This is a genomic window from Pontibacter russatus (assembly GCF_009931655.1).
Lineage (GTDB): Bacteria > Bacteroidota > Bacteroidia > Cytophagales > Hymenobacteraceae > Pontibacter > Pontibacter russatus.
This window is the reverse complement of record NZ_CP047984.1, coordinates 2,530,003-2,550,037: the sequence shown is the minus strand read 5'-3', so window position 1 is coordinate 2,550,037 and position 20,035 is coordinate 2,530,003. Positions and strand designations below refer to the sequence as shown.

Annotated in this window: 20 protein-coding genes; 11 read left to right on the top strand and 9 right to left on the bottom strand. The window is 55.5% G+C overall.

Annotated elements, in window-relative coordinates:
* Positions 1 to 12: 12 nt before the first annotated feature.
* Positions 13 to 591: a LemA family protein gene (locus GSQ62_RS10235; protein ID WP_161889407.1), complete on the bottom strand. Its 579-nt coding sequence runs from the start codon at positions 589 to 591 to the stop codon at positions 13 to 15.
* A 297-nt stretch (positions 592 to 888) separates the two neighbouring features.
* Between GSQ62_RS10235 and GSQ62_RS10230 the strand changes: the two genes are divergently transcribed.
* Positions 889 to 1,890 carry a sugar nucleotidyltransferase gene (locus tag GSQ62_RS10230; protein WP_161889406.1) on the top strand — a complete coding sequence of 334 codons (1,002 nt, stop codon included), beginning with the start codon at positions 889 to 891 and terminating at the stop codon, positions 1,888 to 1,890.
* A gap of 116 nt (positions 1,891 to 2,006) precedes the next feature.
* On the opposite strand, the gene GSQ62_RS10225 is transcribed toward GSQ62_RS10230, so the two are convergent.
* Positions 2,007 to 2,663 (bottom strand): 2OG-Fe(II) oxygenase, encoded by a 657-nt coding sequence (locus GSQ62_RS10225; protein ID WP_161889405.1) that lies wholly within the window; start codon positions 2,661 to 2,663, stop codon positions 2,007 to 2,009.
* A 268-nt stretch (positions 2,664 to 2,931) separates the two neighbouring features.
* On the opposite strand from GSQ62_RS10225, the gene GSQ62_RS10220 reads away from it, so the two are divergent.
* The 4 genes from GSQ62_RS10220 to GSQ62_RS10205 all read left to right on the top strand — a co-directional run bounded on the left by GSQ62_RS10220 (position 2,932) and on the right by GSQ62_RS10205 (position 7,205).
* A complete protein-coding gene (locus GSQ62_RS10220; protein ID WP_161889404.1) occupies positions 2,932 to 5,130 on the top strand; it encodes a prolyl oligopeptidase family serine peptidase in 2,199 nt (732 codons plus the stop codon).
* A 253-nt stretch (positions 5,131 to 5,383) separates the two neighbouring features.
* Positions 5,384 to 5,815, top strand: coding sequence for a hypothetical protein (locus GSQ62_RS10215; protein ID WP_161889403.1), 432 nt, complete (start codon positions 5,384 to 5,386; stop codon positions 5,813 to 5,815).
* 85 nt (positions 5,816 to 5,900) lie between these two features.
* Entirely contained in the window at positions 5,901 to 6,644 is a 744-nt protein-coding gene (locus tag GSQ62_RS10210; RefSeq protein ID WP_161889402.1) for an acyl-[acyl-carrier-protein] thioesterase, read from the top strand.
* A gap of 87 nt (positions 6,645 to 6,731) precedes the next feature.
* On the top strand, positions 6,732 to 7,205 hold the full coding sequence (locus tag GSQ62_RS10205) for a GNAT family N-acetyltransferase (protein WP_161889401.1): 474 nt from the start codon (positions 6,732 to 6,734) through the stop codon (positions 7,203 to 7,205).
* Positions 7,206 to 7,470: 265 nt separating this feature from the next.
* Here the strand turns inward: GSQ62_RS10205 and GSQ62_RS10200 are convergent, their stop codons facing one another.
* The 3 genes from GSQ62_RS10200 to GSQ62_RS10190 all read right to left on the bottom strand — a co-directional run bounded on the left by GSQ62_RS10200 (position 7,471) and on the right by GSQ62_RS10190 (position 9,477).
* The gene (locus GSQ62_RS10200) at positions 7,471 to 7,803 is read right to left on the bottom strand and encodes a DUF4286 family protein (protein ID WP_161889400.1); all 333 of its coding nucleotides are present in this window, start codon (positions 7,801 to 7,803) and stop codon (positions 7,471 to 7,473) included.
* 51 nt (positions 7,804 to 7,854) lie between these two features.
* A complete protein-coding gene (locus GSQ62_RS10195; protein WP_161889399.1) occupies positions 7,855 to 8,061 on the bottom strand; it encodes a hypothetical protein in 207 nt (68 codons plus the stop codon).
* Positions 8,062 to 8,232: 171 nt separating this feature from the next.
* Positions 8,233 to 9,477, bottom strand: a complete 1,245-nt coding sequence (locus tag GSQ62_RS10190) for an MFS transporter (protein ID WP_161889398.1) — start codon at positions 9,475 to 9,477, stop codon at positions 8,233 to 8,235.
* Positions 9,478 to 9,728: 251 nt separating this feature from the next.
* Between GSQ62_RS10190 and GSQ62_RS10185 the strand changes: the two genes are divergently transcribed.
* On the top strand, positions 9,729 to 10,361 hold the full coding sequence (locus GSQ62_RS10185; protein ID WP_161889397.1) for a YdeI/OmpD-associated family protein: 633 nt from the start codon (positions 9,729 to 9,731) through the stop codon (positions 10,359 to 10,361).
* Between the two features lie 63 nt (positions 10,362 to 10,424).
* Here the strand turns inward: GSQ62_RS10185 and GSQ62_RS10180 are convergent, their stop codons facing one another.
* The 3 genes from GSQ62_RS10180 to GSQ62_RS10170 all read right to left on the bottom strand — a co-directional run bounded on the left by GSQ62_RS10180 (position 10,425) and on the right by GSQ62_RS10170 (position 13,975).
* On the bottom strand, positions 10,425 to 10,991 hold the full coding sequence (locus GSQ62_RS10180; protein ID WP_161889396.1) for a hypothetical protein: 567 nt from the start codon (positions 10,989 to 10,991) through the stop codon (positions 10,425 to 10,427).
* Between the two features lie 73 nt (positions 10,992 to 11,064).
* Positions 11,065 to 13,461 carry a TonB-dependent receptor gene (locus tag GSQ62_RS10175; protein ID WP_161889395.1) on the bottom strand — a complete coding sequence of 799 codons (2,397 nt, stop codon included), beginning with the start codon at positions 13,459 to 13,461 and terminating at the stop codon, positions 11,065 to 11,067.
* 190 nt (positions 13,462 to 13,651) lie between these two features.
* Positions 13,652 to 13,975, bottom strand: a complete 324-nt coding sequence (locus GSQ62_RS10170; RefSeq protein ID WP_161889394.1) for a hypothetical protein — start codon at positions 13,973 to 13,975, stop codon at positions 13,652 to 13,654.
* Positions 13,976 to 14,228: 253 nt separating this feature from the next.
* Between GSQ62_RS10170 and htpG the strand changes: the two genes are divergently transcribed.
* Both htpG and GSQ62_RS10160 read left to right on the top strand, forming a co-directional pair.
* Positions 14,229 to 16,052: a molecular chaperone HtpG gene (htpG, locus tag GSQ62_RS10165; protein WP_161889393.1), complete on the top strand. Its 1,824-nt coding sequence runs from the start codon at positions 14,229 to 14,231 to the stop codon at positions 16,050 to 16,052.
* A gap of 349 nt (positions 16,053 to 16,401) precedes the next feature.
* The gene (locus tag GSQ62_RS10160) at positions 16,402 to 17,322 is read left to right on the top strand and encodes a toxin-antitoxin system YwqK family antitoxin (protein WP_161889392.1); all 921 of its coding nucleotides are present in this window, start codon (positions 16,402 to 16,404) and stop codon (positions 17,320 to 17,322) included.
* Here the strand turns inward: GSQ62_RS10160 and GSQ62_RS10155 are convergent.
* On the bottom strand, positions 17,319 to 17,681 hold the full coding sequence (locus GSQ62_RS10155; RefSeq protein WP_161889391.1) for a YraN family protein: 363 nt from the start codon (positions 17,679 to 17,681) through the stop codon (positions 17,319 to 17,321). The two genes, GSQ62_RS10160 and GSQ62_RS10155, sit on opposite strands and share 4 nt — an antisense overlap.
* 65 nt (positions 17,682 to 17,746) lie before the next feature.
* Here GSQ62_RS10155 and GSQ62_RS10150 point away from each other — a divergent pair, with 65 nt between their 5' ends.
* The 3 genes from GSQ62_RS10150 to GSQ62_RS10140 are packed head-to-tail and all read left to right on the top strand — an operon-like array spanning position 17,747 to position 19,866.
* Entirely contained in the window at positions 17,747 to 18,742 is a 996-nt protein-coding gene (locus GSQ62_RS10150; RefSeq protein WP_161889390.1) for a bifunctional phosphoglucose/phosphomannose isomerase, read from the top strand.
* A 1-nt stretch (position 18,743) separates the two neighbouring features.
* Positions 18,744 to 19,478 (top strand): lipoyl(octanoyl) transferase LipB, encoded by a 735-nt coding sequence (gene lipB, locus GSQ62_RS10145; protein ID WP_161889389.1) that lies wholly within the window; start codon positions 18,744 to 18,746, stop codon positions 19,476 to 19,478.
* Complete coding sequence (locus GSQ62_RS10140) at positions 19,462 to 19,866, top strand: hypothetical protein (protein ID WP_161889388.1); 405 nt, start codon at positions 19,462 to 19,464, stop codon at positions 19,864 to 19,866. Before lipB ends, GSQ62_RS10140 begins: the two co-directional genes overlap by 17 nt.
* The last annotated feature ends 169 nt before the right edge of the window (positions 19,867 to 20,035 follow it).

Sequence of the window (20,035 nt, the reverse complement as noted above, 5' to 3'; positions counted from 1 at the left end):
AGCAATCAACAATTAAAACTCTACCGTCGGGGCGGTCTGGGCGCCGGCCTCGGCCTCGAAGTAGCCTTTTTGCTCGAAATCAAACATGCCGGCTATCATGTTGCGTGGGAAGGAGCGGATATAGGAGTTATAATCCTGCACCGCCTCGTTAAACTTGCGCCGCTCCACGGAGATGCGGTTCTCGGTGCCCTCCAGTTGCGCCTGCAACTCCAGGAAGTTCTGATTGGCCTTCAACTCCGGATAGCGTTCCACCGACACCAGCAGGCGGCTCAAAGCGCCGCTCAGTTCGCCCTGCGCGGCCTGGAAGCGCTCAATGTTCTCAGGTGTCAGGTTGTCGGGGCTGATGTTCACGCTGGTTGCCTTGGCGCGCGCCTCTATCACCTGCGTCAGGGTTTCCTGCTCAAAGTTGGCGGCCCCTTTCACGGTGTTCACCAGGTTGGGTATCAGGTCAGCGCGGCGCTGGTAAGCATTCTGGACGTTGGCCCATTGCGCCTCCACGCTCTCGTCTTTCGCCACCATAGAGTTGTAGCCGCACGACGATTGCGACGCCAGTACTATAAATCCGATCAGGTAAAAAAATAGTCTTTTCATAAGTGGGTGTGCGTGTGTTTCTTTATATATGATACATTACGTACCGCACGGCGGGCGGTATGAGTACGAAGTTAAGAAAGGTACGTTAAGCCGGGCAGTAAAAGAAGCAGAAAATGAGATCTGCCGCTCCTCTCCTGTTCGGGGTTGCGTGGCAAACCTGTCGGCTACAGCCCCGCCGAAGTATATATACAGGTAGCCGCGCCAATTGTTTGCGGCGCAAAATCTCTTGCGCCTGGCAGCGCGGCAGTTGTTGAAGTTACAGGCTTCTTTTGATATATTGCAGGAAATGTATCGTGTATGAAAGCAATCATCCCCGTAGCAGGCGTCGGCACAAGGCTCAGGCCCCACACGCACACGCAGCCGAAGTCGCTGGTGCCTGTGGCAGACAACACTATCCTGGGCCATATCATTGACAAACTGCTGGGGGCGGGCGTCGAGCAGTTCGTGTTCGTGATCGGCTATCTGGGCGAGAAGGTGGAGAGCTACGTACGCACCAAGTACCCGCAGATAAAGCCCGAGTTTGTGGTGCAGGAGCCGCGCGAAGGCCTTGGCCACGCCCTGTGGGTGGCCCGCCACACGTACGAGCAGGAAGAGAGCGTGCTGATTATGCTGGGCGATGCCATCGTGGATGTGGACCTGCAGGCCGTTATTGCGGCGCCTTACTCGGTGCTGGGGGTGAAGAAGGTAGCCAAGCCCTCGCTTTTCGGCGTGACGGAGGTGGGCAACGACGAGTTCATCACCCGGCTGGTGGAGAAGCCGAAAATCCCGAAGTCGAACTTTGCGCTGGTGGGGCTCTACAAGATTGTGCAGCCGCAGAAGCTGATTGAGTCGCTGGCTTATATCATCTCAGAGGATATCCGCACGCAGGGCGAGTTCCAGCTGACGGACGCGCTGATGCACATGGTGAAGAAAGGCGAGAAGATGGTGACCTGGAGCGTGGACCACTGGTTTGACTGCGGCCGCAAAGAGACGCTGCTGGAGGCGAACGCCACCCTGCTGAACCGCCAGAAACTCCGGGCGAAGAACCAGGACAACCACTACCCGGGCTGCATCATCATTCCGCCGGTGAGCATCGGCAGCGACTGTGCCATCTACAACTCCATCATCGGCCCGAACGTGGCCATCGGCGACAACGCCACCATCGAGAACTGCATCCTGAGCAACTCCATCATCGGCTCCTTCTCCGAGCTGCGCTATGCCGTCATGCGCGATTCCATCATTGGCAGCGACGCCTCCTTCAAAGGCTTCAGCCACAGCCTTAACATCGGCGACAGCACCGAGATCAATTTCGGGCAGTAGCTTAGAGACCTCGCAGCGTGCGCAGCTCCTGCGAGTGTCTGGTTTAAAAATGATTTTATATATAGCTACACTTTGTAGCTCAGACGCTCGCGGGACCTTCGGACACCGCGAGGTCTTTACAAAAACGTCAGTTCCTTCAGCTGGTCCAGCATCCAGCCGGTGAGGCTGTAGCGGGGGCGGGTGGCCACCAGCACCTCGTGCGGAATCAGGTCGGCGCGGAAGCAGGCGAGGCGGCCCGCAATCGGCAGGATATCCACTTCTTCCTCTGTTCCGTCAGCCTTGGGCAGATATAAACGCAGGTTGCCGCCGTGCTCTGGTAGCCATTCTTCGTTCAGGTAACAGATAAAGGAAAGCTTGCGGTGGTCGTTGGTCTTGAACTGGTCGATGTGGCGCTTGTACACCGTGCCCGGCGGATATACCGTGAAGTGGAACTCGTAGTCTTTCAGGCCCAGAAAGCAGGTGCGGTTTATATAGCGCATCACCTCGTCCATGCGGTTGAGGAACACCTGCGTGGGCGGCAGCGCGTGCTGCGGCTCAATCCAGCGGATATAATCGCCGCGCACCTGCTTATCCACCAGAAACTGGTCAGAGGAGCCAATGCCTGCTTTTTTAAACGTGCCCTGCTCCTGGTGGTGCGTCAGCACCGCCAGCAGGTCCCGCACCTCCTGCGCCTCCAGAAAATTATCCACAATGGCATAGCCTTTGTCTGATAGCCTGTCGGCAATCTGCTCAAACTTCTGCAGCAGTCTCTCGTCTTCCAGTTCTTCCATCATATACCTCTTGCCGGTTGTTTCATGCAGATGCTTATACTCTTCTTTGCATAGCTTTGGCTGGCGCAGCCGCAAAAAAGCTGACAAATGTAAGGCGGATACTGACAGCTTGGGTGGGTGTGCAGGAAAGAATTTGTGTGGATATATAAGATTGAGGAAGAGCGCTATAACAGGGGTTGCCATATATGCCGCTTCTGAAATCAGGACATAAATGCGTATATTAGCTGATTCGATTTCATTCATTTTAAACAAAACAACGGGCGTAGTCCTTATGAAGAAGACAACTGTACTGCTGCTGGCTGGCGGCCTCACGGCTGTGTCGGCTTGCAAACCGGCCCAAAACGAAACAACTGCTACTGGCATGACAACGGAAAACACCGAAACGGCTGCCGCCACTACGGCTGAGGCAGCGCTGGATTTAGATTACCCCAACACCAAAAAAGTGGACCAGATAGACAATTACTTCGGCACCCAGGTAGCCGACCCGTACCGCTGGCTGGAGACGCACAACGAGGAAGTGGAGGAGTGGATTGAGGCGCAGAACGAGGTGACGCAGGAGTACCTCAGCAGCATCGACTTCCGCGACGAGATAAAGGCGCGCCTGACCGAGATATGGGATTACCCGAAATATGGCGCACCGTTCAAGGAAAACGGCAAGTACTACTTCTCGAAGAACGACGGTCTGCAGAACCAGAGCGTTATCTACGTGCAGGAGACGCTGGACGCGGAGCCGAGAGTGTTCTTCGACCCCAACAAGCTGTCGGCGGACGGCACGGTGGCGCTCACCGCCTTTGATTTCTCGCAGGATGGCCGCTATGTGGCCTACGGCACCTCCAGCGGCGGCTCCGACTGGAACACCTACCACATAATGGAGGCGGCCACCGGCAAAAAGCTGGACGACCAGCTGGAGTGGGTGAAGTTCTCCGGCCCCAGCTGGTACAAAGACGGCTTCTTCTACAGCCGCTACGATGTCCCCACCGAAGGCAACAAGCTGGCCAACAAGAACGAGTTCCACAAGGTGTATTACCACAAAGTGGGCACGCCGCAAAGCCAGGACCAACTCATATATGAAGACAAGCAGCACCCGCTCCGCAACTTCTACGGCCAGACCACCGACGACGAGCGCTTCCTGGTGCTGAACGTGTCGGAGGGAGCCAGCGGGGCCAACGCGCTTTACTACAAAGACCTGCAGGATCCGAAAAGCACCATCAAACCCATTGTTGATAACTTTGAGAGTGAGTACAACGTGGTGGACAACATCGGCGACAAGCTGCTGGTGATGACGAACAAGAACGCGCCGCGCTACCGCCTCGTGCTCATCGACCCAAAAAAGCCGCAGGAAGCGAACTGGAAGACGGTGGTGCCTGAGAATGAAAATGTCATCACGGGCGTGTCGATGGTCGGGGGCCGCATCATTGTCACTTATATGAAAGACGCCACCAGCCAGGTGGTGGTATTCGATAACACCGGCAAAAAGATGAACTCCGTGGAACTGCCGGGCCTCGGCACGGTGAGCGGCTTCAACGGCGAGAAAGAAGACACCGAAGTGTTCTTCACCTTCACCTCCTTCACGCACCCGCCCACCATTTACCGCTACGACGTGCCGAACAACAAGGTGACGCTCTTCCGCAAAACCGAGGTGAACGTGGACACAGACGCCTATGAAACGAAGCAGGTGTTCTATACCTCCAAAGACGGTACCAAGGTGCCGATGTTCATCGTCCACAAAAAAGGGCTGGAACTGAACGGCCAGAACCCGACGTACCTATATGCCTATGGCGGCTTTAACATTTCGCTGACGCCGAGCTTCAGTATCGCCAACATGCTGTGGCTGGAGAACGGCGGCGTATATGCCATGCCGAACCTGCGCGGCGGCGGCGAGTACGGCGAGGAGTGGCACAACGCAGGCATGACGCCGAACAAGCAGAACGTGTTCGACGACTTTATCGCGGCCGCTGAGTACCTGATTGATCAGAAATACACTTCCTCAGAGAAACTGGCGGTGGCCGGTGGCTCTAACGGCGGCTTGCTGGTGGGCGCCTTTATGACGCAGCGCCCGGAACTGGCGAAAGTAGCGATCCCGGCTGTAGGGGTCATGGACATGCTGCGCTTCCACAAGTTCACGATTGGCTGGGCGTGGGTGCCGGAGTACGGCTCTTCGGACAATGAGGAGCAGTTCAGAAATTTATATGCTTTCTCACCGCTGCACAACATCAAGGAAGGCGTGGCATACCCGGCCACGCTGGTGAAAACCGCCGACCATGACGACCGCGTAGTGCCGGCACACTCGTTCAAATTCATCTCCGAATTGCAGGCGAAAGGCGCGCCCGTCAACCCTTACCTGATACGAATAGACGTGCGCGCAGGGCACGGTGCCGGCAAGCCCACCTCGCTCGTGATACAGGAGTACGCTGACACCTACGCCTTTATATATCAGAACATGGGCGTCAATCCCTATCCGGCGCAGTAAAGTACCTGACCGCTCTGTATAGACGCAATATTTTGCGTCTCCTGCCTAGTGAGCAAAAAGTTAAGACGCAAAATATTGCGTCTATACAGTGTGAAAATAAAAAAGCCGTACTGCCTGTTTCAGGTGGCGCGGCTTTTTTGTGACGGGGTATATGGACTATGTTAAAGTTCTATGAATAGCTGGATAGAAATTTTGAAATATATATAATATCGTATATTTATGAGCTATAGTAGACTCTTCTTAAAACAAGCGCATGGAAACAACAGAAAACCGCTACGAGCTGCCAGAGCAGGAACTTATACTGGATAAAGCCTCCCGAGAACTTCTTCTTTCAATATCTTATTGGAGCAAAGTGCTATCGGCTATAAGCTTCCTCGTTTTTGGGGTAAAGCTCTTCATAATCCTAAATAGATCGCTATGGCACATAAGTGGTGTTTCACATGAAGCAGATGCTTTACTTAAGCTGGCTTTTGATATCATAGTTTTTCTATTGGGCCTGCTTTTGCTCCTTTTTTCTATTAACGTAAACAAAGCCTTAAAAACGAATCATCAACCATTCCTTATTAATGCATTAGCCAATTTGAACTCAGTCTTCAAAATAGTAGGTGTAGTTGTGGTGATAATAGTTTTAGCTCGTATTATAAGGCCGTTTATTTTTGAAGATATAGTCTATTATATGTTCTAATAGTAAACATCAAGGCGCAAGTGGTCACTTGCGTAGTAGCTGCTACGATTCTTACGTACCTTTGCACACTACCAAACCTACAGCTATGAAAGCAGTTGGAGGCAGCAGCCAGTTTACCGTGCGCGCAAGCGAGATAGACTACCGAGGGCAGGCCACGCTGCCCGCCCTGGTCAGCTATATGCACGAAGCCGCCTGGGACAATACCGTGGCGCTCGGCATCTCGCTATATGACCTGCTACAGCACGACATGACCTGGGTGCTGCAGCGGATGCGCGTGGAGATGTTCCGCTACCCCGGGCACAGCGAAAAGGTAACCGTGGAGACGTGGGCCTCGGGGAGGGAGCGCATCTTCCTGCACCGCGACTTCCGGATATACAGCGCCGAACGCGAGCTGCTGGGCCAGGCGACGAGCGTCTGGCTGGTGATGGACATGGTGAAGCGCCAGTTGGTGTCGTTGCCGGGGTTTATCACGGACCTGGAGGTGGTGCCCACACAGGAGCCGCTGCCCTTTGCCAAAGGCAAGCTGCCGCCACTGCAGGAGGCTATATATGAGCAGCAAATACCGGTGCGCTGGCACGACATCGACCTGAACCGCCACGTCACCAACACCCGTTACCTGCAGTGGGCCCTCGACACGCTGCCGCTGGAGGTGCTGGAGCAGAAACAGCTGCGCGAGGTGGATATCATCTTCCGCGCCGAGGCCTTGCTGGGCGACACGGTGGTTTCTGCGGTGGCACCCGGCGATGAGCAGGATGCGTATCTGCATCAACTCAGCAGCCAGGAAACCGGCAAAGAACTGGTGCAGGCGATGACAAAGTGGAGAAGTTAGAGAGTAGAAAGTAGAAAGTCAGGAACTGAATCAACAGTTTAACCATATAGCCATTTAACAATCAACAACAAACAATCAACAACCAAAATGGAGGTAGCAATAAGAAGAGGAAACCGGGATGACCTGCCGCAGGTGCATGCCCTGATCCGGGAACTGGCCGAGTTTGAGCGCGCGCCGCAGGAGGTAACCAACACGCTGGAGGACATGGAACTGGACGGCTTCGGCGAAAACCCCATCTACAAGTTCTTCGTGGCCGAGTCGGCGGAGGGCATTGTGGGCATTGCGCTGTATTACATCGGCTACTCTACCTGGAAAGGGAAAATGCTTTTTCTGGAGGATTTGATCGTGACGGAGAAACTGCGCCGTGCGGGCATTGGGCGCAAGTTGTTCAAGGCGGTGGCGCAGGAGGCGAAAGAAATCCGGGCGAAGCGCTTCCGGTGGCAGGTGCTGGAGTGGAACGAGCCGGCCATTGCCTTCTACAAAAAGATCGGGGCCAGTCTGGACGGTGAGTGGTTCAACTGCAACATGACCGAAGAGCAGATTCAGCAATACGTCGGTTAAGAGCCCAGCTATATATAGGTTTTATATTTAAAAGAAGTGCCGCTCTATAGAGGGGTATATAGCGGCGCTTCGGCGTAGTGGCCTTTTTCTGGCGCGGGTTTGCAATTTCCTTCCTGGCCCGTATCGCTACAGTGAAGAACGTGAGGATTGGCGAAGCTTCGGAGAGGGCATGCGCCAGACACCTCAAATCTCTCCTGAAAGGATACGGGACAAGGATGGCTGGCAACCCGTGCCTTCCAGCAAGCTATATATGCCTCAGTAATTTCTATGACTGGTTGGTGCGCTCCACATCTGCCGCCACCACCTCCAGCATCGAGCTGAAGATGACAAACTTGCCTTCGAAGCGCTGCTGATGCCTGCGCTGCAACTCCGGGGCGTGGTCGCGCTGGTACTCCTCCAAGTCCACCATGCTGCGGCAATAGTACTGCACGGCGTAGGTGGTGCCCCCGTTGTCTAATTCATTCAGGAGGCGGGCAATCTGGTTGCTCAGGAAAAAGCCTGTCCCCATCACGGCGGGTATATGCTCCTCCTTCATCCACTGCAGCCATTCCGGGGCCACACTGTTGTCGACGCTTACAGTTTCGTTGTACAAGATCATATGCAAAAATACGCATTTTATCGCGCCGAGGGTGGCTGTCCGGGAGTTTTGTTATATAGACAGAGTACGGCACACATCCCCGGCGGCTGCCTCAGGAGCGGCGGCATATTCGGTGGAGGCGAAGTGTTGGGCTGTTTCGTGCCGCCGTTCCGCGTTCTGCCCCTCGTCGGGCACAGCGGAAGAGAACAGCACCAGGAAGAAGAACAGGATCGCCAGCAACACCAGATCGGCCTCGTCAGAAGGAGAGAGTTTCGCCATAGGACATCAGATTGATAGGGTTCGATCTATATATGATCATACTATGCACAAGCCCGATTGGTTGCCCTTATCAGCGGCCACCGTGAAGTTACCGGCCTATATAGCACAAGCCTGAGGAAGGGTGCCCTCTATATAGGCTGCCTCAGAAACGGAGCCTTCTGTTGGGTGTGGCTATACCGGCTCCAGGAAGTTCAGGTCTTTGGAGTAGGTTTCTTCCAGCGACAGGATAGCGGCCACGGCAACGGCCAGGCAGACTGCCCCCAGCGCCATGGCCGTGGGCACCAGCCCCAGGCTCCCCCGCAGCGCCTCGAAGGCCAGCGTGAGCGGCACCACCGCCCCCCGCACAAAGTTGGGCACCGTGGTGGTGACGGTCGCCCGGATGTTGGTGCCGAACTGCTCGGCCGCAATCGTCACAAACACGGCCCAATAGCCGCTGGCCACGCCCAAAGCCACGCACAACAGGTAAAAGGCGTCTAAAGACAGGCCGCTGCTGAGCAGGTAAAGCAGCACGAACACACCCGTCAGCAGCAGAAAGGCGAGCACAATGTTGCGCCTGCTCTTCAGGCGCTGGCTCAGGTAGCCGCTCAGAAAGTCACCGAGTACCAGGCCGAGGTAGCAGAACGAGACGGCCTTGGCCGCCGACACGGTTTCCGCCATGCCCATCGCCACACCAAACTCTGGCGAGAAGGTGATGAGGACGCCCACCACATACCAGATGGGCACGCCTATCAGGATGCATTTCAGGTACTTCCAGAAGCGCTTGCCGTTGGAGAACAGGCTCAGGAAATTTCCACGTGTAACATGCGCGGCGCTCTTTACATGCTCGAACATGCCCGACTCATATACCCCGATGCGCAGGAACAGCAGCAGGAAGCCTAAGCCCCCACCAATAAAATAAGCGGAGCGCCAGCCAAACAACTCGCCCACGAAACCCGCCAGAATTGCGCCGGTTATGCCGATGGTGGCCACAATCATGGTGCCGTAGCCGCGCTTCTCCTTCGGCAGCACCTCGCTCACCAGTGTAATGCCGGCGCCCAACTCTCCGGCCAGGCCCAGGCCCGCCACAAACCGCAGGAGCGCATACATTGGGATGGTGGTGACAAACCCGTTCATGATGTTGGCGACGGAGTACAGGAAAATAGATCCGAACAGCACCGACAGCCGCCCCCGCTTATCGCCCAGGATGCCCCAGGCCACGCCGCCGATCAGCATCCCGAGCATCTGCATGTTCAGCAGCATCACGCCCTCCTCCAGCAGCGCCGCCTGGTCTGTAACGCCCAGATCGCGCAGGCTGGGGATGCGCACAATGCTGAAGAGCACCAGATCATATATATCCACAAAGTAGCCCAGCGCCGCCACAATGACGGAGGTGTTGAGGAGGATGTTCCCTTTGGCAGGTGTCGGTTCGGCAGCCATATATAGTATTTTGTGAGCCCGTAAGATAGCTTTTGTAACGAAACTTGCAAAGAGGGGCAGCGCCTGCGGAAAGTTGTGGCGGGGGTATTTATATATCAGAAAGTATATAGTATATTCGGTAGTTCAGTTACGGTTATCCAGCTATATTGGGAGGCAAACGGAATAAGCTACCTACGTTTAGCCGCGCGTTAATCTGCCCGTTCCACACGAAAACACACCACTGTTAACCATATATCACAATACCACATTCCATGCCTGAACTAAAGAAGAAATTGCAGCTAAGGGCTGCCACCGAACTACTGCTCCTGCATGCGCCGGAGGAGATGGCAACAGCCCTAACAGAGGAAGGCGTGGCGGTGGTGCGTGCCGGTGAAGCGCCTGCCACGGGTGCTTACGAGGCGGTGCTGCTGTTTGTGCAGCGCAGGCAGCAACTGGAGCAGGAGGTGCCACAGGCCACGGCCCTGCTAAAACTAGGCGGATTGCTGTGGATCGCCTACCCTAAAAAATCATCCGGAATAGAAACAGACCTCACCCGCGACGAGGGCTGGCGCACAATGGCGGAGCTGGGGTATGAGCCAGTGCGGCAGGTGGCGTTAAATGCTATATGGTCGGCGCTGCGCTTCCGGCACCGCTCCGAGCGAAAAACGGCCTCCACCTTCGGGGTTGACACCCCGGGCATCGACCGGAAAACCAAAACCGTCGTTGTGCCCGACGATTTGCAGCAGGCGCTGGAGGAGGCGGGGCTTTCGGAGCGGTTCAGCCAACTGGCGTTTACGCACCGGAAGGAGCACGTGGTGGCGGTGCTGGAAGCGAAGCGGCCGGAGACCAGGGCCAGCCGCATCCGCAAAATAGTGCAGCAACTTAGCCTGAGGCAGCAGGCATAACAAAAAAGGAGGCGCCCTATATACGGCGCCTCCTTTTGATATATAGGTGATGCTATTATTATATTACGGCTGAATCACCGCCGGAAATTGAATCTCCACATCAGTCTCGCCTTTCGTCACGTCGCTGGTGCTGCCTTTCAGGCCTTCCTGGTGCTTCAGGGTTACCTGTAATTTGCCCGCGCTCTCCCCGCCGGTTGTTAAGGTGCCTGCCAGACCAATCGGCCGGTTGTTCTTGTCCATGTCTGTCTTCTCAACAGTTACGTCCAGGCCGCCAAGCGCGCTGTAAAACAGCTCGTGCGCCTCGCCTTCCGCCAGCACTTCCGCTGTAATGTCCACAGGCGGCGTCTTGCTGTCGTCAGACAAGGTTACCGTGAAGCTATAGGTGGTGTTCGGCGCTAAATCCAATGCCCCGATTTCGGGAGGGGTGCCGCCGTCGCCATCCGGGTCGCTATATATGGCGGTCACGTTCTGCCCTTTGCCGTCCGGCACCAGGCTCAGCGTCACGGTCGTAATCAGTTCCTGTTCTACCACTAGCTCGGGTTTTGGCTCCTCGTCTTTGCAGGAGGTGCCGGCAAATAGCAAAGAACCCAGCATGAGGGCGGAGAAATAAGGCTTCAATAGATTTTTCATATAGATAGTGTAAGTAAGATTTAAGTTAAGAAACGGTACACCCGTACGCGTTGTCTGCGCAATTATTGATTTGTCAGAACCCGCTAAAGTCCAGTGGCACCCTGATGCGGAACAGCAACAAGCGGCCCGCCTCGTCAGAAAAATAGCGGAAGCGGTTCAGATAGTCCCGGTACGTGCTGTTGAGCAGGTTGTTACCCGTGACGCCAAACTCCACCGGCTGGCTGCCTATATGCACCGTGGCGCCCGCCCCGGCCTGCAGCAGGAAATAAGCATCCGGCGGCGGGGCAAAGTCTTCTTCTGTTCGCGTAGGCACGCGCGTTTGCTCCGCCATATAGGTGCCCCCCAGGGATATATAAGCATCGGAGAAACGGCTTCCCTCACCGCTTTGGGCAAACTCGTAGCGCAGACTGTTGTCGAACCTGTCGGCCGGAATGTTGATGAGATAGTCTCCGGCAGTCGTGTTTCGGGCCCGCACCACAGATGCTTTCGAGTCGAGTATCAGGTTCGGGAGCAGGTTGTATTGCAGGCTCAGGTCGATGCCTTTGAACGTGGCGTCGGTCTGCCTGTAGCGGAAAGCCGGGAAAGCGCCGCGAACCGTCAGTATCGGCTCAGGCTCCGACGACAGGTAGATATAATGGTTGATGACGTTGTAGTACAGGCTTAGCTGGCCGTTGAGCCGGGCATTGCCAAAATAATTCACAGACGTCTCGAAGTTATATGCCTGCTCCGATACCAGGCCCGGGTCGCCTATCTCGTAGGTGGCGGCGCTGTGGTGTACGCCGTTGCTGAAAAGCTCGTTCACGCTCGGCGCCCGCCAGGCCGAGGTGGCACTCAGCCCAAAGGTGAGGTGGTAGCCCACATCGTACAAAGCCCCCAGCGTGCCCGACACATTATTGAAATCAAACGCCGGTTTCTGCAGCGTTCCGCTCGTGTCGAATTGCATGACTCGTAGCTGCCTGTAGTCGTAGCGCAGGCCCGCCTCCAACTGCAGCCTGTCTTTCCGCCATTTTTCGATGACAAAGGCACCGGCGGTTATGGCTGTAAAATAAGGCAGGAAGGCGCTGTACTTGTAGGTGTTCTGCTGGTAGGTGGTGCTCACGCCCACCGAGCCACTGAAGTTTCCGAGCGGGTTATGCTCCCAGATGGATTCGGTGGTGTGCGTGTTCAGGTTGAGGTACAGGGCCGGGTTACCGGAGTTCACGTTGTGCAAATCATACTCCTCGCGCCTGTTGCGCTGCCAGCCATATATAAACTCCAGCCGCCCCGCCTGGCCTGTCTGCAGGTACAGTTTCGCCTTCAGCAGGTCGTGCTGCACCTGCTGGTAAGGCCGCCCAATGTCGTAGGTGAAGCCCACGGTGTCGGCCCCGGCGGGCCTGCCGCGCTCAATGGCGTACCGCAGGTCCGTCAGGTTGCCGATGTGCGAGGCCCGGAGAATACCGAGTTTGGTGTTGAACTGGCTGTAAAACAGCTCCCCGCCAAACTTCTCCTTCCGGTAACCAAGCGCACCCGAGAAGTTCTGCTCCCCAAAACCCGTGTTATCCAGGTAATAATCCGGCGTCCGGGTGTTGCCTGCTTTTTTGACGGTGCCTTGCAGCCGCCAGCTCAGCGGCGGTATGTTGGCAGAATTTCCCTCCACGGTGGCGGAGGCAGCCAGCTGGCGGTTGTTGGTGCTCCCGAGCAGGTTCACCTCGCCGCCCACGCCCGGTGAGGTCGGCAGGGCCTTTGGCTCCACCAGCACCACACCGCCAATGGCATCGGCTCCGTAGCGCACGCCAGCGGCACCCTTTATCACCTTCATCTCCGTGGCCACAAACGGGTCTATCTCCGGAGCGTGCTCCGAACCCCACTGCTGCCCCTCCTGCCGCACCCCGTTGTTGAGCAGCAGCACGCGGTTGCTGTGCATGCCGTGTATCACGGGCTTGGAGATGGTGGGGCCGGTTTGGATGGTGGAGACGCCGGGGATGCCCTTCAGCGACCCGGCCAGCGACAGGCCCCGCGTCTCCTCCAACTCCTGCCCCGTCAGCGTCTGCGACGACTGTGCCTGCTCCTGCAATCTGTTACCGCTTACTTCCACGGTGTTGAGGGTTTGGGGCGAAGCGTGCAGCTGCAAATCTCTTACCGAGGAGGCGGTGAGCCTGAAGGTGTAGCTTTCCGGCTCGTAGCCCACGTACGTCACCTGCAGGGTGTAAGTGCCCTGGCACAGGTGGTGGAAATGATAGTTTCCGTATTCGTCCGCTATCGAGGCTTGGTGCAGTTGCGGAATAGACACCGTGGCGCCAACAAGCGTAGCGCGGGAGTCGTGGTCCAGCACCTTGCCGGAAAGCGTCAGGCCACAGTCCTGGTCCGGGACCATTTCTGCGCTCAGGTTGATGCCGGGAGGCGGCTGGAACTGGGCCAGCGCCGGCGCCAGCAAAGCCATATAGGTAAGAAGCAGCAGTGGTATGTACTGCAGGTTTTTATATAGAAACACGGCTTGGATTTTAGCTGAACACGCAGCAGCCATATAACAAGGATAGCTGCCATGCCCGCTGAATATATAGCAAACGGCCACGCCAAAGGTGCAGCAATGCAGAAACGGGCTTGTGTGTAAAAAGATAGATGGCACCTGTGCCTGCTTTATATATAAATCAGCAGGAAACGAAGGTGCGGGTGGGCTGAATCTAAGCCTGCGGCGGACCGCGCAGGTAGCGGGAGGTAAGCGGAGAGGTGAGGCAACTGCCTGTATAAAAAGCGGTATAGGCCGTGGAATGAACAACCGGTGTAAAGTCAAGCGACGTCAGGCTGCCCTGGAAAGGTGCCCCGAACACATCCTCCACGGCGCAATGCTTGTGCTTGATGCCCACCTGCGCCTTATTAGTATCGGTGTGGTCGGTATGCACGGTGTGGGTGTGCGCGTGCAGCTCCAGCACCAGGGCGTCCGGTACCATGGCCCTGCAGAAAAGCAGCAACAGCAACAGGGCGATATGTCTCAGGAATCGGGTCACCTTATATATACTGGGACAAAGGTAAGATAAATTCCACAATGTTGCATTTACGCACTTGTTGTTTCGCTGTTCCGCGGAAGCAAAGGCTATATATAAACGGCCCTTTGGATACAATCTTGCCGACTTTCCGGCGCCTTGCTGACAACCTGTCACAGTAACGGGCGCTGCTGGCTGTGTGGAACAGGATTTGAAAGCAGCTTTGCCAGATGTATCCGTCTGCAGAAAAGAATTTTCAAAAATAGAAGGTATAAACATGGAAGAAAGAGGTAATATTTCGATTCACACCGAGAATATTTTCCCCATCATCAAAAAGTTTCTGTACTCCGACCACGAGATTTTCCTGCGGGAGCTGGTGAGCAACGCGGTGGATGCCACGCAGAAAATGAAGCGGCTGGCGTCTGTGGGCGAGTATAAAGGCGAGCTGGGCGAGCTGAAGGTAAAAGTGGCGGTAGACAAAGAGGCCCGCACCATCACCATCTCCGACAACGGCATCGGCATGACGGCCGAGGAAATCAAGAAGTACATCAACCAGATTGCCTTTTCGGGGGCCGCCGAGTTTGTGGAGCGCTTCAAAGACTCCGGCGAGAAAGACCAGATCATCGGGCAGTTCGGTCTGGGCTTCTACTCAGCCTTTATGGTGGCCGACCGCGTGGAGATTATCACGAAATCATACCAGGAAGGGGCGGAGGCGGCCCACTGGACCTGCGACGGCAGCACCGAGTTCGCCATTATCCCCTCGCAGAAAGAAGACCGCGGCACGAACGTCATCCTGAACGTTGCCCCTGACTCAGACGAATTCCTGGAGGCCGCGCGCATCCGCACCATCCTGAACAAGTACTGCAAGTTCCTGCCGGTGCCGGTGGAGTTTGAGGGCGAGGTAATCAACAACCCGAACCCCATCTGGACCAAGCAGCCGTCGGAACTGACGGACGAGGACTACAAGAACTTTTACAAGGAGCTGTATCCGTTTTCGGAGCCGCCGCTGTTCTGGATTCACCTGAACGTGGACTACCCGTTTAACCTGACGGGCATCCTGTACTTCCCGAAAATCAAGAACGACTTTGAACTGCAGCGCAACAAAATCCAGCTCTACTCCCGCCAGGTGTTCATCACCGACGAGGTGAAGGACGTGGTGCCCGAGTTCCTGATGCTGCTGCACGGCATCATCGACTCGCCGGACATTCCGCTGAACGTGAGCCGCTCTTTCCTGCAGGCCGACTCCAGCGTAAAGAAAATCAACACCTATATCACCAAGAAGGTGGCTGACAAGCTGAACGAGAACTTCAAAAAAGACCGTGCTGCTTTTGAGACCATCTGGAACGACATCAACGTGTTTGTGAAGTACGGCATGCTCTCCGACGACAAGTTCTATGAGAAAGCCAAAGACTTCGTGCTGCTGCAGAACACCGAGGGCAAGTACTATACCATCGAAGAATACAAGGCGCTGGTGCAGGCCAACCAGCAGAACAAGAACGACCAGCTGGTGCTGCTCTATACCACCGACGCCGACAAGCAGCACGCTTTCGTGGAGGCTGCCCGCAGCCGCAGCTACGATGTGCTGCAGATGGACTCGCTGATTGACAGCCACTTTATCGGGCTGCTGGAGCAGAAGCTGGAGAAGGTGACCCTGAAGCGCGTGGACTCCGAGACTATTGACAAGCTGATTGAGCGCGACGAGACAAAGGAAAGTGTGCTGAGCGACAAGGAGAAGGAAGACCTGAAAGCCATATATGAGCAGGCCATCAGCAACCAGCATATGATTGTGGAGGTGGCCCCGCTTTCTCCGGACGATGCCCCGGTGGTGATTACGATGCCGGAGTTTATGCGCCGCATGAAGGATATGAGCAAGACCGGCGGAGGCGGCATGATGTTTATGGGCGACATGCCGGACACCTACAATGTGACCGTGAACGCCAACCATCCGCTGAACCAGCGCGTGCTGAACACCGGGGGCGATACCAAAACCGCCGTGGCCCGTCAGGCCTTCGACTTGGCGCTGCTGTCGCAGAACATGCTCTCCGGCGCGGCCCTCACCACCTTCGTGAAGCGCAGCTTCGAGCTGATGACGAAAGAATAGTACCCTTATATTATACCAACAGTTTTAAGGCAGCGCCCCGAGGGTGCTGCCTTTTTTGCTCTTGGGATGCCAGCAGATGAAACTTACCGGCCGCAGGCAAAGTTATAGGGGCAGTTTGTGTATTAGGTGCCTATATGAAATGTATGCATCTTTGCGTTTGTATTTTGATTGTTAGTTGCTGATTGTTTGGGTAATGGTTAAATGGCTTTATGGTTAAATTGTTATCCGATAATTATATATAGCTGAACTAACAATTTAACGGTTTAACCATTTGTTAAACGGATAATATATAGCTGAACCAACCATTGAACAATTCAGTTATTCAAAATTCAGTTATTCAAAATTAGAAATGCGTCATCCTTTACTTTTAGTGTTAACCTTTGTGGCAGGTGCAGGCATGCTGTTTTTGGGCGGGTGCAGCGAGCCCAAGTGGAACAGCGACTATAACCTGAACCAGGCGCGCCTGAAAGGGGACCCCGGTGCCGGGCTGCTTGCCTCCGGCGATACCATTAATGTGGAGGTGGAGGAGCGGAAGGCGCTGGAGAAGTCGGACCTGCAGGAAGGGGGGAAGCGCAAGAAGAAACGGTACAGCAAACGTTACTTTCTGGGCCAGAAGGTGAAGCGTGGCTTCATTAAATCGGGGAGAGGCGCGCGGGAAACACTGGAAACCTTCAGCTATCTGGAGGAGTACCAGGCGCCCAACCCCTACGCGCCCCTGAAGTACCTGTACGATGCCAGAAAGCGCAAGCTGTACCGCACCAGCAGCGACGAGGTGGACCAGGGCCGCTACAAAGTGCTGCACGGGCCTTACGAGAAAAAGGTGGACGGGCAGGTAGTGGAGGAAGGCTATTTTTATATCGGCACCAAGCACCTGCGCTGGGAAAAGTACAGGCCCGACGAGGAAGGCACCCTGGTGGACAAAGACCATTTCGACAAGGGCTTCGTGCGCGACGCGGTGGTCAGCTATTACGGCGACACCAAGAAAATAAAGGAGGTTATACCGTATGAATACGGCGAGGTGCAGGGCACCTACTACCGCTTCTATGAGAACGGGCAGGTGCAGTGGTCGGGGCAGTACGCCAAGGGCCGCAAAGTGGGCACCTGGATTAATTACTACGACTTCCGGGGCCGCCGCCATTACGAGTACCAGTACCCCGAAACGCCCTATGAAGCGCCTTTTGAGCCGTACCTGGTGAAAGAATATGACCGGCATGGCACCCTCATATATGAGAAAGACAAGCTGGACAAGCGCTCGCAGGCCCAGCGCTAATGAAAGGCGTCCTCTATATGATGCACGGTTAGCGGCGCGGTGAGGGTGATGGAGATGATGTCGAACCGGACCTCGTGCTGCCAGCCCGTTTCTGCTATATAGGCCTCCGCTGCGCCTAGCAGCAGCGCCTCCTTCCTGGAATCAACTGCCTCTTCCGGATATCCGTACCTATCAGTACCCCTGGTTTTGACTTCAACAAAAACCAGCAGGTTCTCTTTCTGTGCAATTATATCTACTTCTGCGCGCCTGTGCCTGTAGTTTTTCCGCACAATGCTGTAGCCTTGTTGCTGCAGAAATGCCGTTGCGCGGCTTTCGCCGGCCTGGCCGGTGCGGATGTGGGCGTTTGTTTGAGAAGCCATGAATTATCCGGTACTTTGCACCAGTCTGAGATGAAATGATTGTTCATTAAAATTAAAGACGGATTATGAAGCAACTTGTTGAGGGTTTCGCGCAACAACTGCGGGACGCCATGGACATCGGGGAGAAGGCTACGGTTACTTTCCCAAATACTATATATAACAATGTGGTGATTGCGGGCATGGGCGGCTCCGGCATTGGCGGCGACATCATCCAATCATACGTGGCCGATAAGCTGGAGGTGCCCGTGGTAGTGAGCAAAGGCTATACGCTGCCGGCATTTGTGGGGCTGGGCACGCTGTTTATCGCCTCCTCCTTCTCCGGGAACACAGAAGAGACTATCTCCGGCGTAAGAGCCGCCATGAACAGCGACGCCACGGTTGGCTTCGTAACCTCCGGCGGCGAGCTGCTGCGCATCGCGCAGGAAGAAGGCATGCCACACCTTGTTATACCCGGCAAGTCGAAGCAGCCGCGGGCCTGCCTGGGCTACTCCGTGGTGGAGATGCTGTACCTGCTGCACTACGCGGGCCTGCTGGACGACACCTTCAAAACCGAGCTGCGGCAGAGCATCAGCCTGCTGGAGGAAGAGGCCGGTAGTATCAAGGTGCAGGCAAGCGCCCTGGCCAATAACTTCCACAACAGGCTGCCCGTGCTTTACGTCAGCAACGCACTGGAGCCAGTGGCCGTGCGCTTTCAGCAGCAGCTCAACGAAAACGCCAAGCACCTGTGCCATGTCAATACTTTCCCGGAGATGAACCACAACGAGATTGTGGCCTGGCAGCACCCGGAAGGTATATATGGGCAACTGGCGGTCCTGCTTATTAGGACGGCCTACGACCATCCGCGCGTGCGCCTGCGCATGGATTTGTCGAAGAAGATATTTGAAAGGAAGGTGCAGGACGTGCTGGAGATTGAGGCGCTGGGAGCCACTTACCTGGAGCAGGCCCTCTACCTCATCCACCTGTTCGACTGGGTGTCGGTGTACCTCGCAGCACTCAACAACGAGAACCCCGACACCATTGCCAACATTGATTACCTGAAAAGTGAGCTCTCAAAAAGATAACGTGGATAAAAATACAGAGATAAAGTTCGGGCACCTCGGCCTGATAGACTATCAGGAGGCGTGGGAGTACCAGGAAAAGATTTTCAACAGCATTCTGGAGCTAAAGGCGCAAAACCGGAAGGCTGAAGGCAGCGCGCAGCAACCCACGCCCAACTACCTGCTGTTCTGCTCGCACCCGCACGTGTACACACTGGGCAAGAGCGGCCACGAGGCGCACCTGCTCCTGAGTGAGGAGGGGCTGAAGGAGAAGGGCGCGACTTATTATAAAATAAACCGGGGCGGCGACATCACCTACCACGGCCCCGGCCAGCTGGTCGGCTACCCTATCCTGGACCTGGAGAACTTCTTTACCGACATACACAAGTACCTGCGCTATTTAGAGGAGGCTGTGATCCGGACATTGGCGGAATACAGGGTGGAGGCGGGCCGCATACCGGGGCTCACGGGCGTCTGGCTCGACCACGAGCGGCAACTCAACCCACGCAAGATATGCGCCATGGGCGTGAAGTGCAGCCGCTGGGTCACCATGCACGGCTTTGCCCTCAACATCAACACCGATTTGGATTACTTCAACAACATCGTGCCCTGCGGCATCTCCGATAAGCAGGTAACCTCGCTGGCTAAGGAACTGGGGCATGAGGTGGATATGGCGGAAGTGGAGGAAAAACTACAGCAACACCTGGCGCAGCAGTTCGGCGCCACCATCATAACAGCGGCACATGAAGAAAGACATTGACTTTGGCACGGTGGAGGGCATCGCGGTGGCGATAGCCTTATCCCACAGCGAGACGGGGGAACCGGTTTGGAACGTATACCTGCTCAACAACAACGCTTTTGCCATTGAGAACGTGCTGGTTACCTCCAAAGGCTATGGCCTTCAGGGTGATAAGGAGGTGAAAACGTCGGTGCTGCGGCATATGTTCGAGCGCGTGGAAGGCAAGAGTTACGTGCAGGTCGAGCCGATTGACCCCGCCATCTTCCATATCAATAACGAGTATTGGGTGAGCTACTATGTCGGCAGGCAGATATATGACAAGAAGTTTGTGTTTGTGCCCGACGCCATACAGGAGGAAAACCTGATAGAGATTGGCCTGCTGCAACTGCGCGGGGTGCTCCATTCGTAGATGAGGCTCCCGGCGGAGGCGTACAGACCGCAAATGCACAAAATATTGTGTTTTTAAAGGAATTTTGCCCGTATATTTGCCTGATAGTTAGCCGTTGGCAAAGCGGCGTGTGCTGTTGTTTAATATGTGGAAGAAGTAAAGCCCCTTCTTTGCCCCAGTCCTTGAGCTT

Bases quoted from the DNA above. Each gene is read 5' to 3' on its own strand.
- GSQ62_RS10185 (WP_161889397.1), top strand. From the start codon at position 9,729: ATGCCTGAACTAAAGAAGAAATTGCAGCTAAGGGCTGCCACCGAACTA.
- GSQ62_RS10160 (WP_161889392.1), top strand. From the start codon at position 16,402: ATGCGTCATCCTTTACTTTTAGTGTTAACCTTTGTGGCAGGTGCAGGC.
- GSQ62_RS10200 (WP_161889400.1), bottom strand. From the start codon at position 7,803: ATGATCTTGTACAACGAAACTGTAAGCGTCGACAACAGTGTGGCCCCG.
- GSQ62_RS10190 (WP_161889398.1), bottom strand. From the start codon at position 9,477: ATGGCTGCCGAACCGACACCTGCCAAAGGGAACATCCTCCTCAACACC.
- GSQ62_RS10210 (WP_161889402.1), top strand. From the start codon at position 5,901: ATGAAAGCAGTTGGAGGCAGCAGCCAGTTTACCGTGCGCGCAAGCGAG.
- GSQ62_RS10155 (WP_161889391.1), bottom strand. From the start codon at position 17,681: ATGGCTTCTCAAACAAACGCCCACATCCGCACCGGCCAGGCCGGCGAA.
- htpG (WP_161889393.1), top strand. From the start codon at position 14,229: ATGGAAGAAAGAGGTAATATTTCGATTCACACCGAGAATATTTTCCCC.
- GSQ62_RS10225 (WP_161889405.1), bottom strand. From the start codon at position 2,663: ATGATGGAAGAACTGGAAGACGAGAGACTGCTGCAGAAGTTTGAGCAG.
- GSQ62_RS10215 (WP_161889403.1), top strand. From the start codon at position 5,384: ATGGAAACAACAGAAAACCGCTACGAGCTGCCAGAGCAGGAACTTATA.
- GSQ62_RS10150 (WP_161889390.1), top strand. From the start codon at position 17,747: ATGAAGCAACTTGTTGAGGGTTTCGCGCAACAACTGCGGGACGCCATG.
- GSQ62_RS10220 (WP_161889404.1), top strand. From the start codon at position 2,932: ATGAAGAAGACAACTGTACTGCTGCTGGCTGGCGGCCTCACGGCTGTG.
- GSQ62_RS10205 (WP_161889401.1), top strand. From the start codon at position 6,732: ATGGAGGTAGCAATAAGAAGAGGAAACCGGGATGACCTGCCGCAGGTG.
- GSQ62_RS10235 (WP_161889407.1), bottom strand. From the start codon at position 591: ATGAAAAGACTATTTTTTTACCTGATCGGATTTATAGTACTGGCGTCG.
- GSQ62_RS10180 (WP_161889396.1), bottom strand. From the start codon at position 10,991: ATGAAAAATCTATTGAAGCCTTATTTCTCCGCCCTCATGCTGGGTTCT.
- GSQ62_RS10195 (WP_161889399.1), bottom strand. From the start codon at position 8,061: ATGGCGAAACTCTCTCCTTCTGACGAGGCCGATCTGGTGTTGCTGGCG.
- GSQ62_RS10230 (WP_161889406.1), top strand. From the start codon at position 889: ATGAAAGCAATCATCCCCGTAGCAGGCGTCGGCACAAGGCTCAGGCCC.
- GSQ62_RS10140 (WP_161889388.1), top strand. From the start codon at position 19,462: ATGAAGAAAGACATTGACTTTGGCACGGTGGAGGGCATCGCGGTGGCG.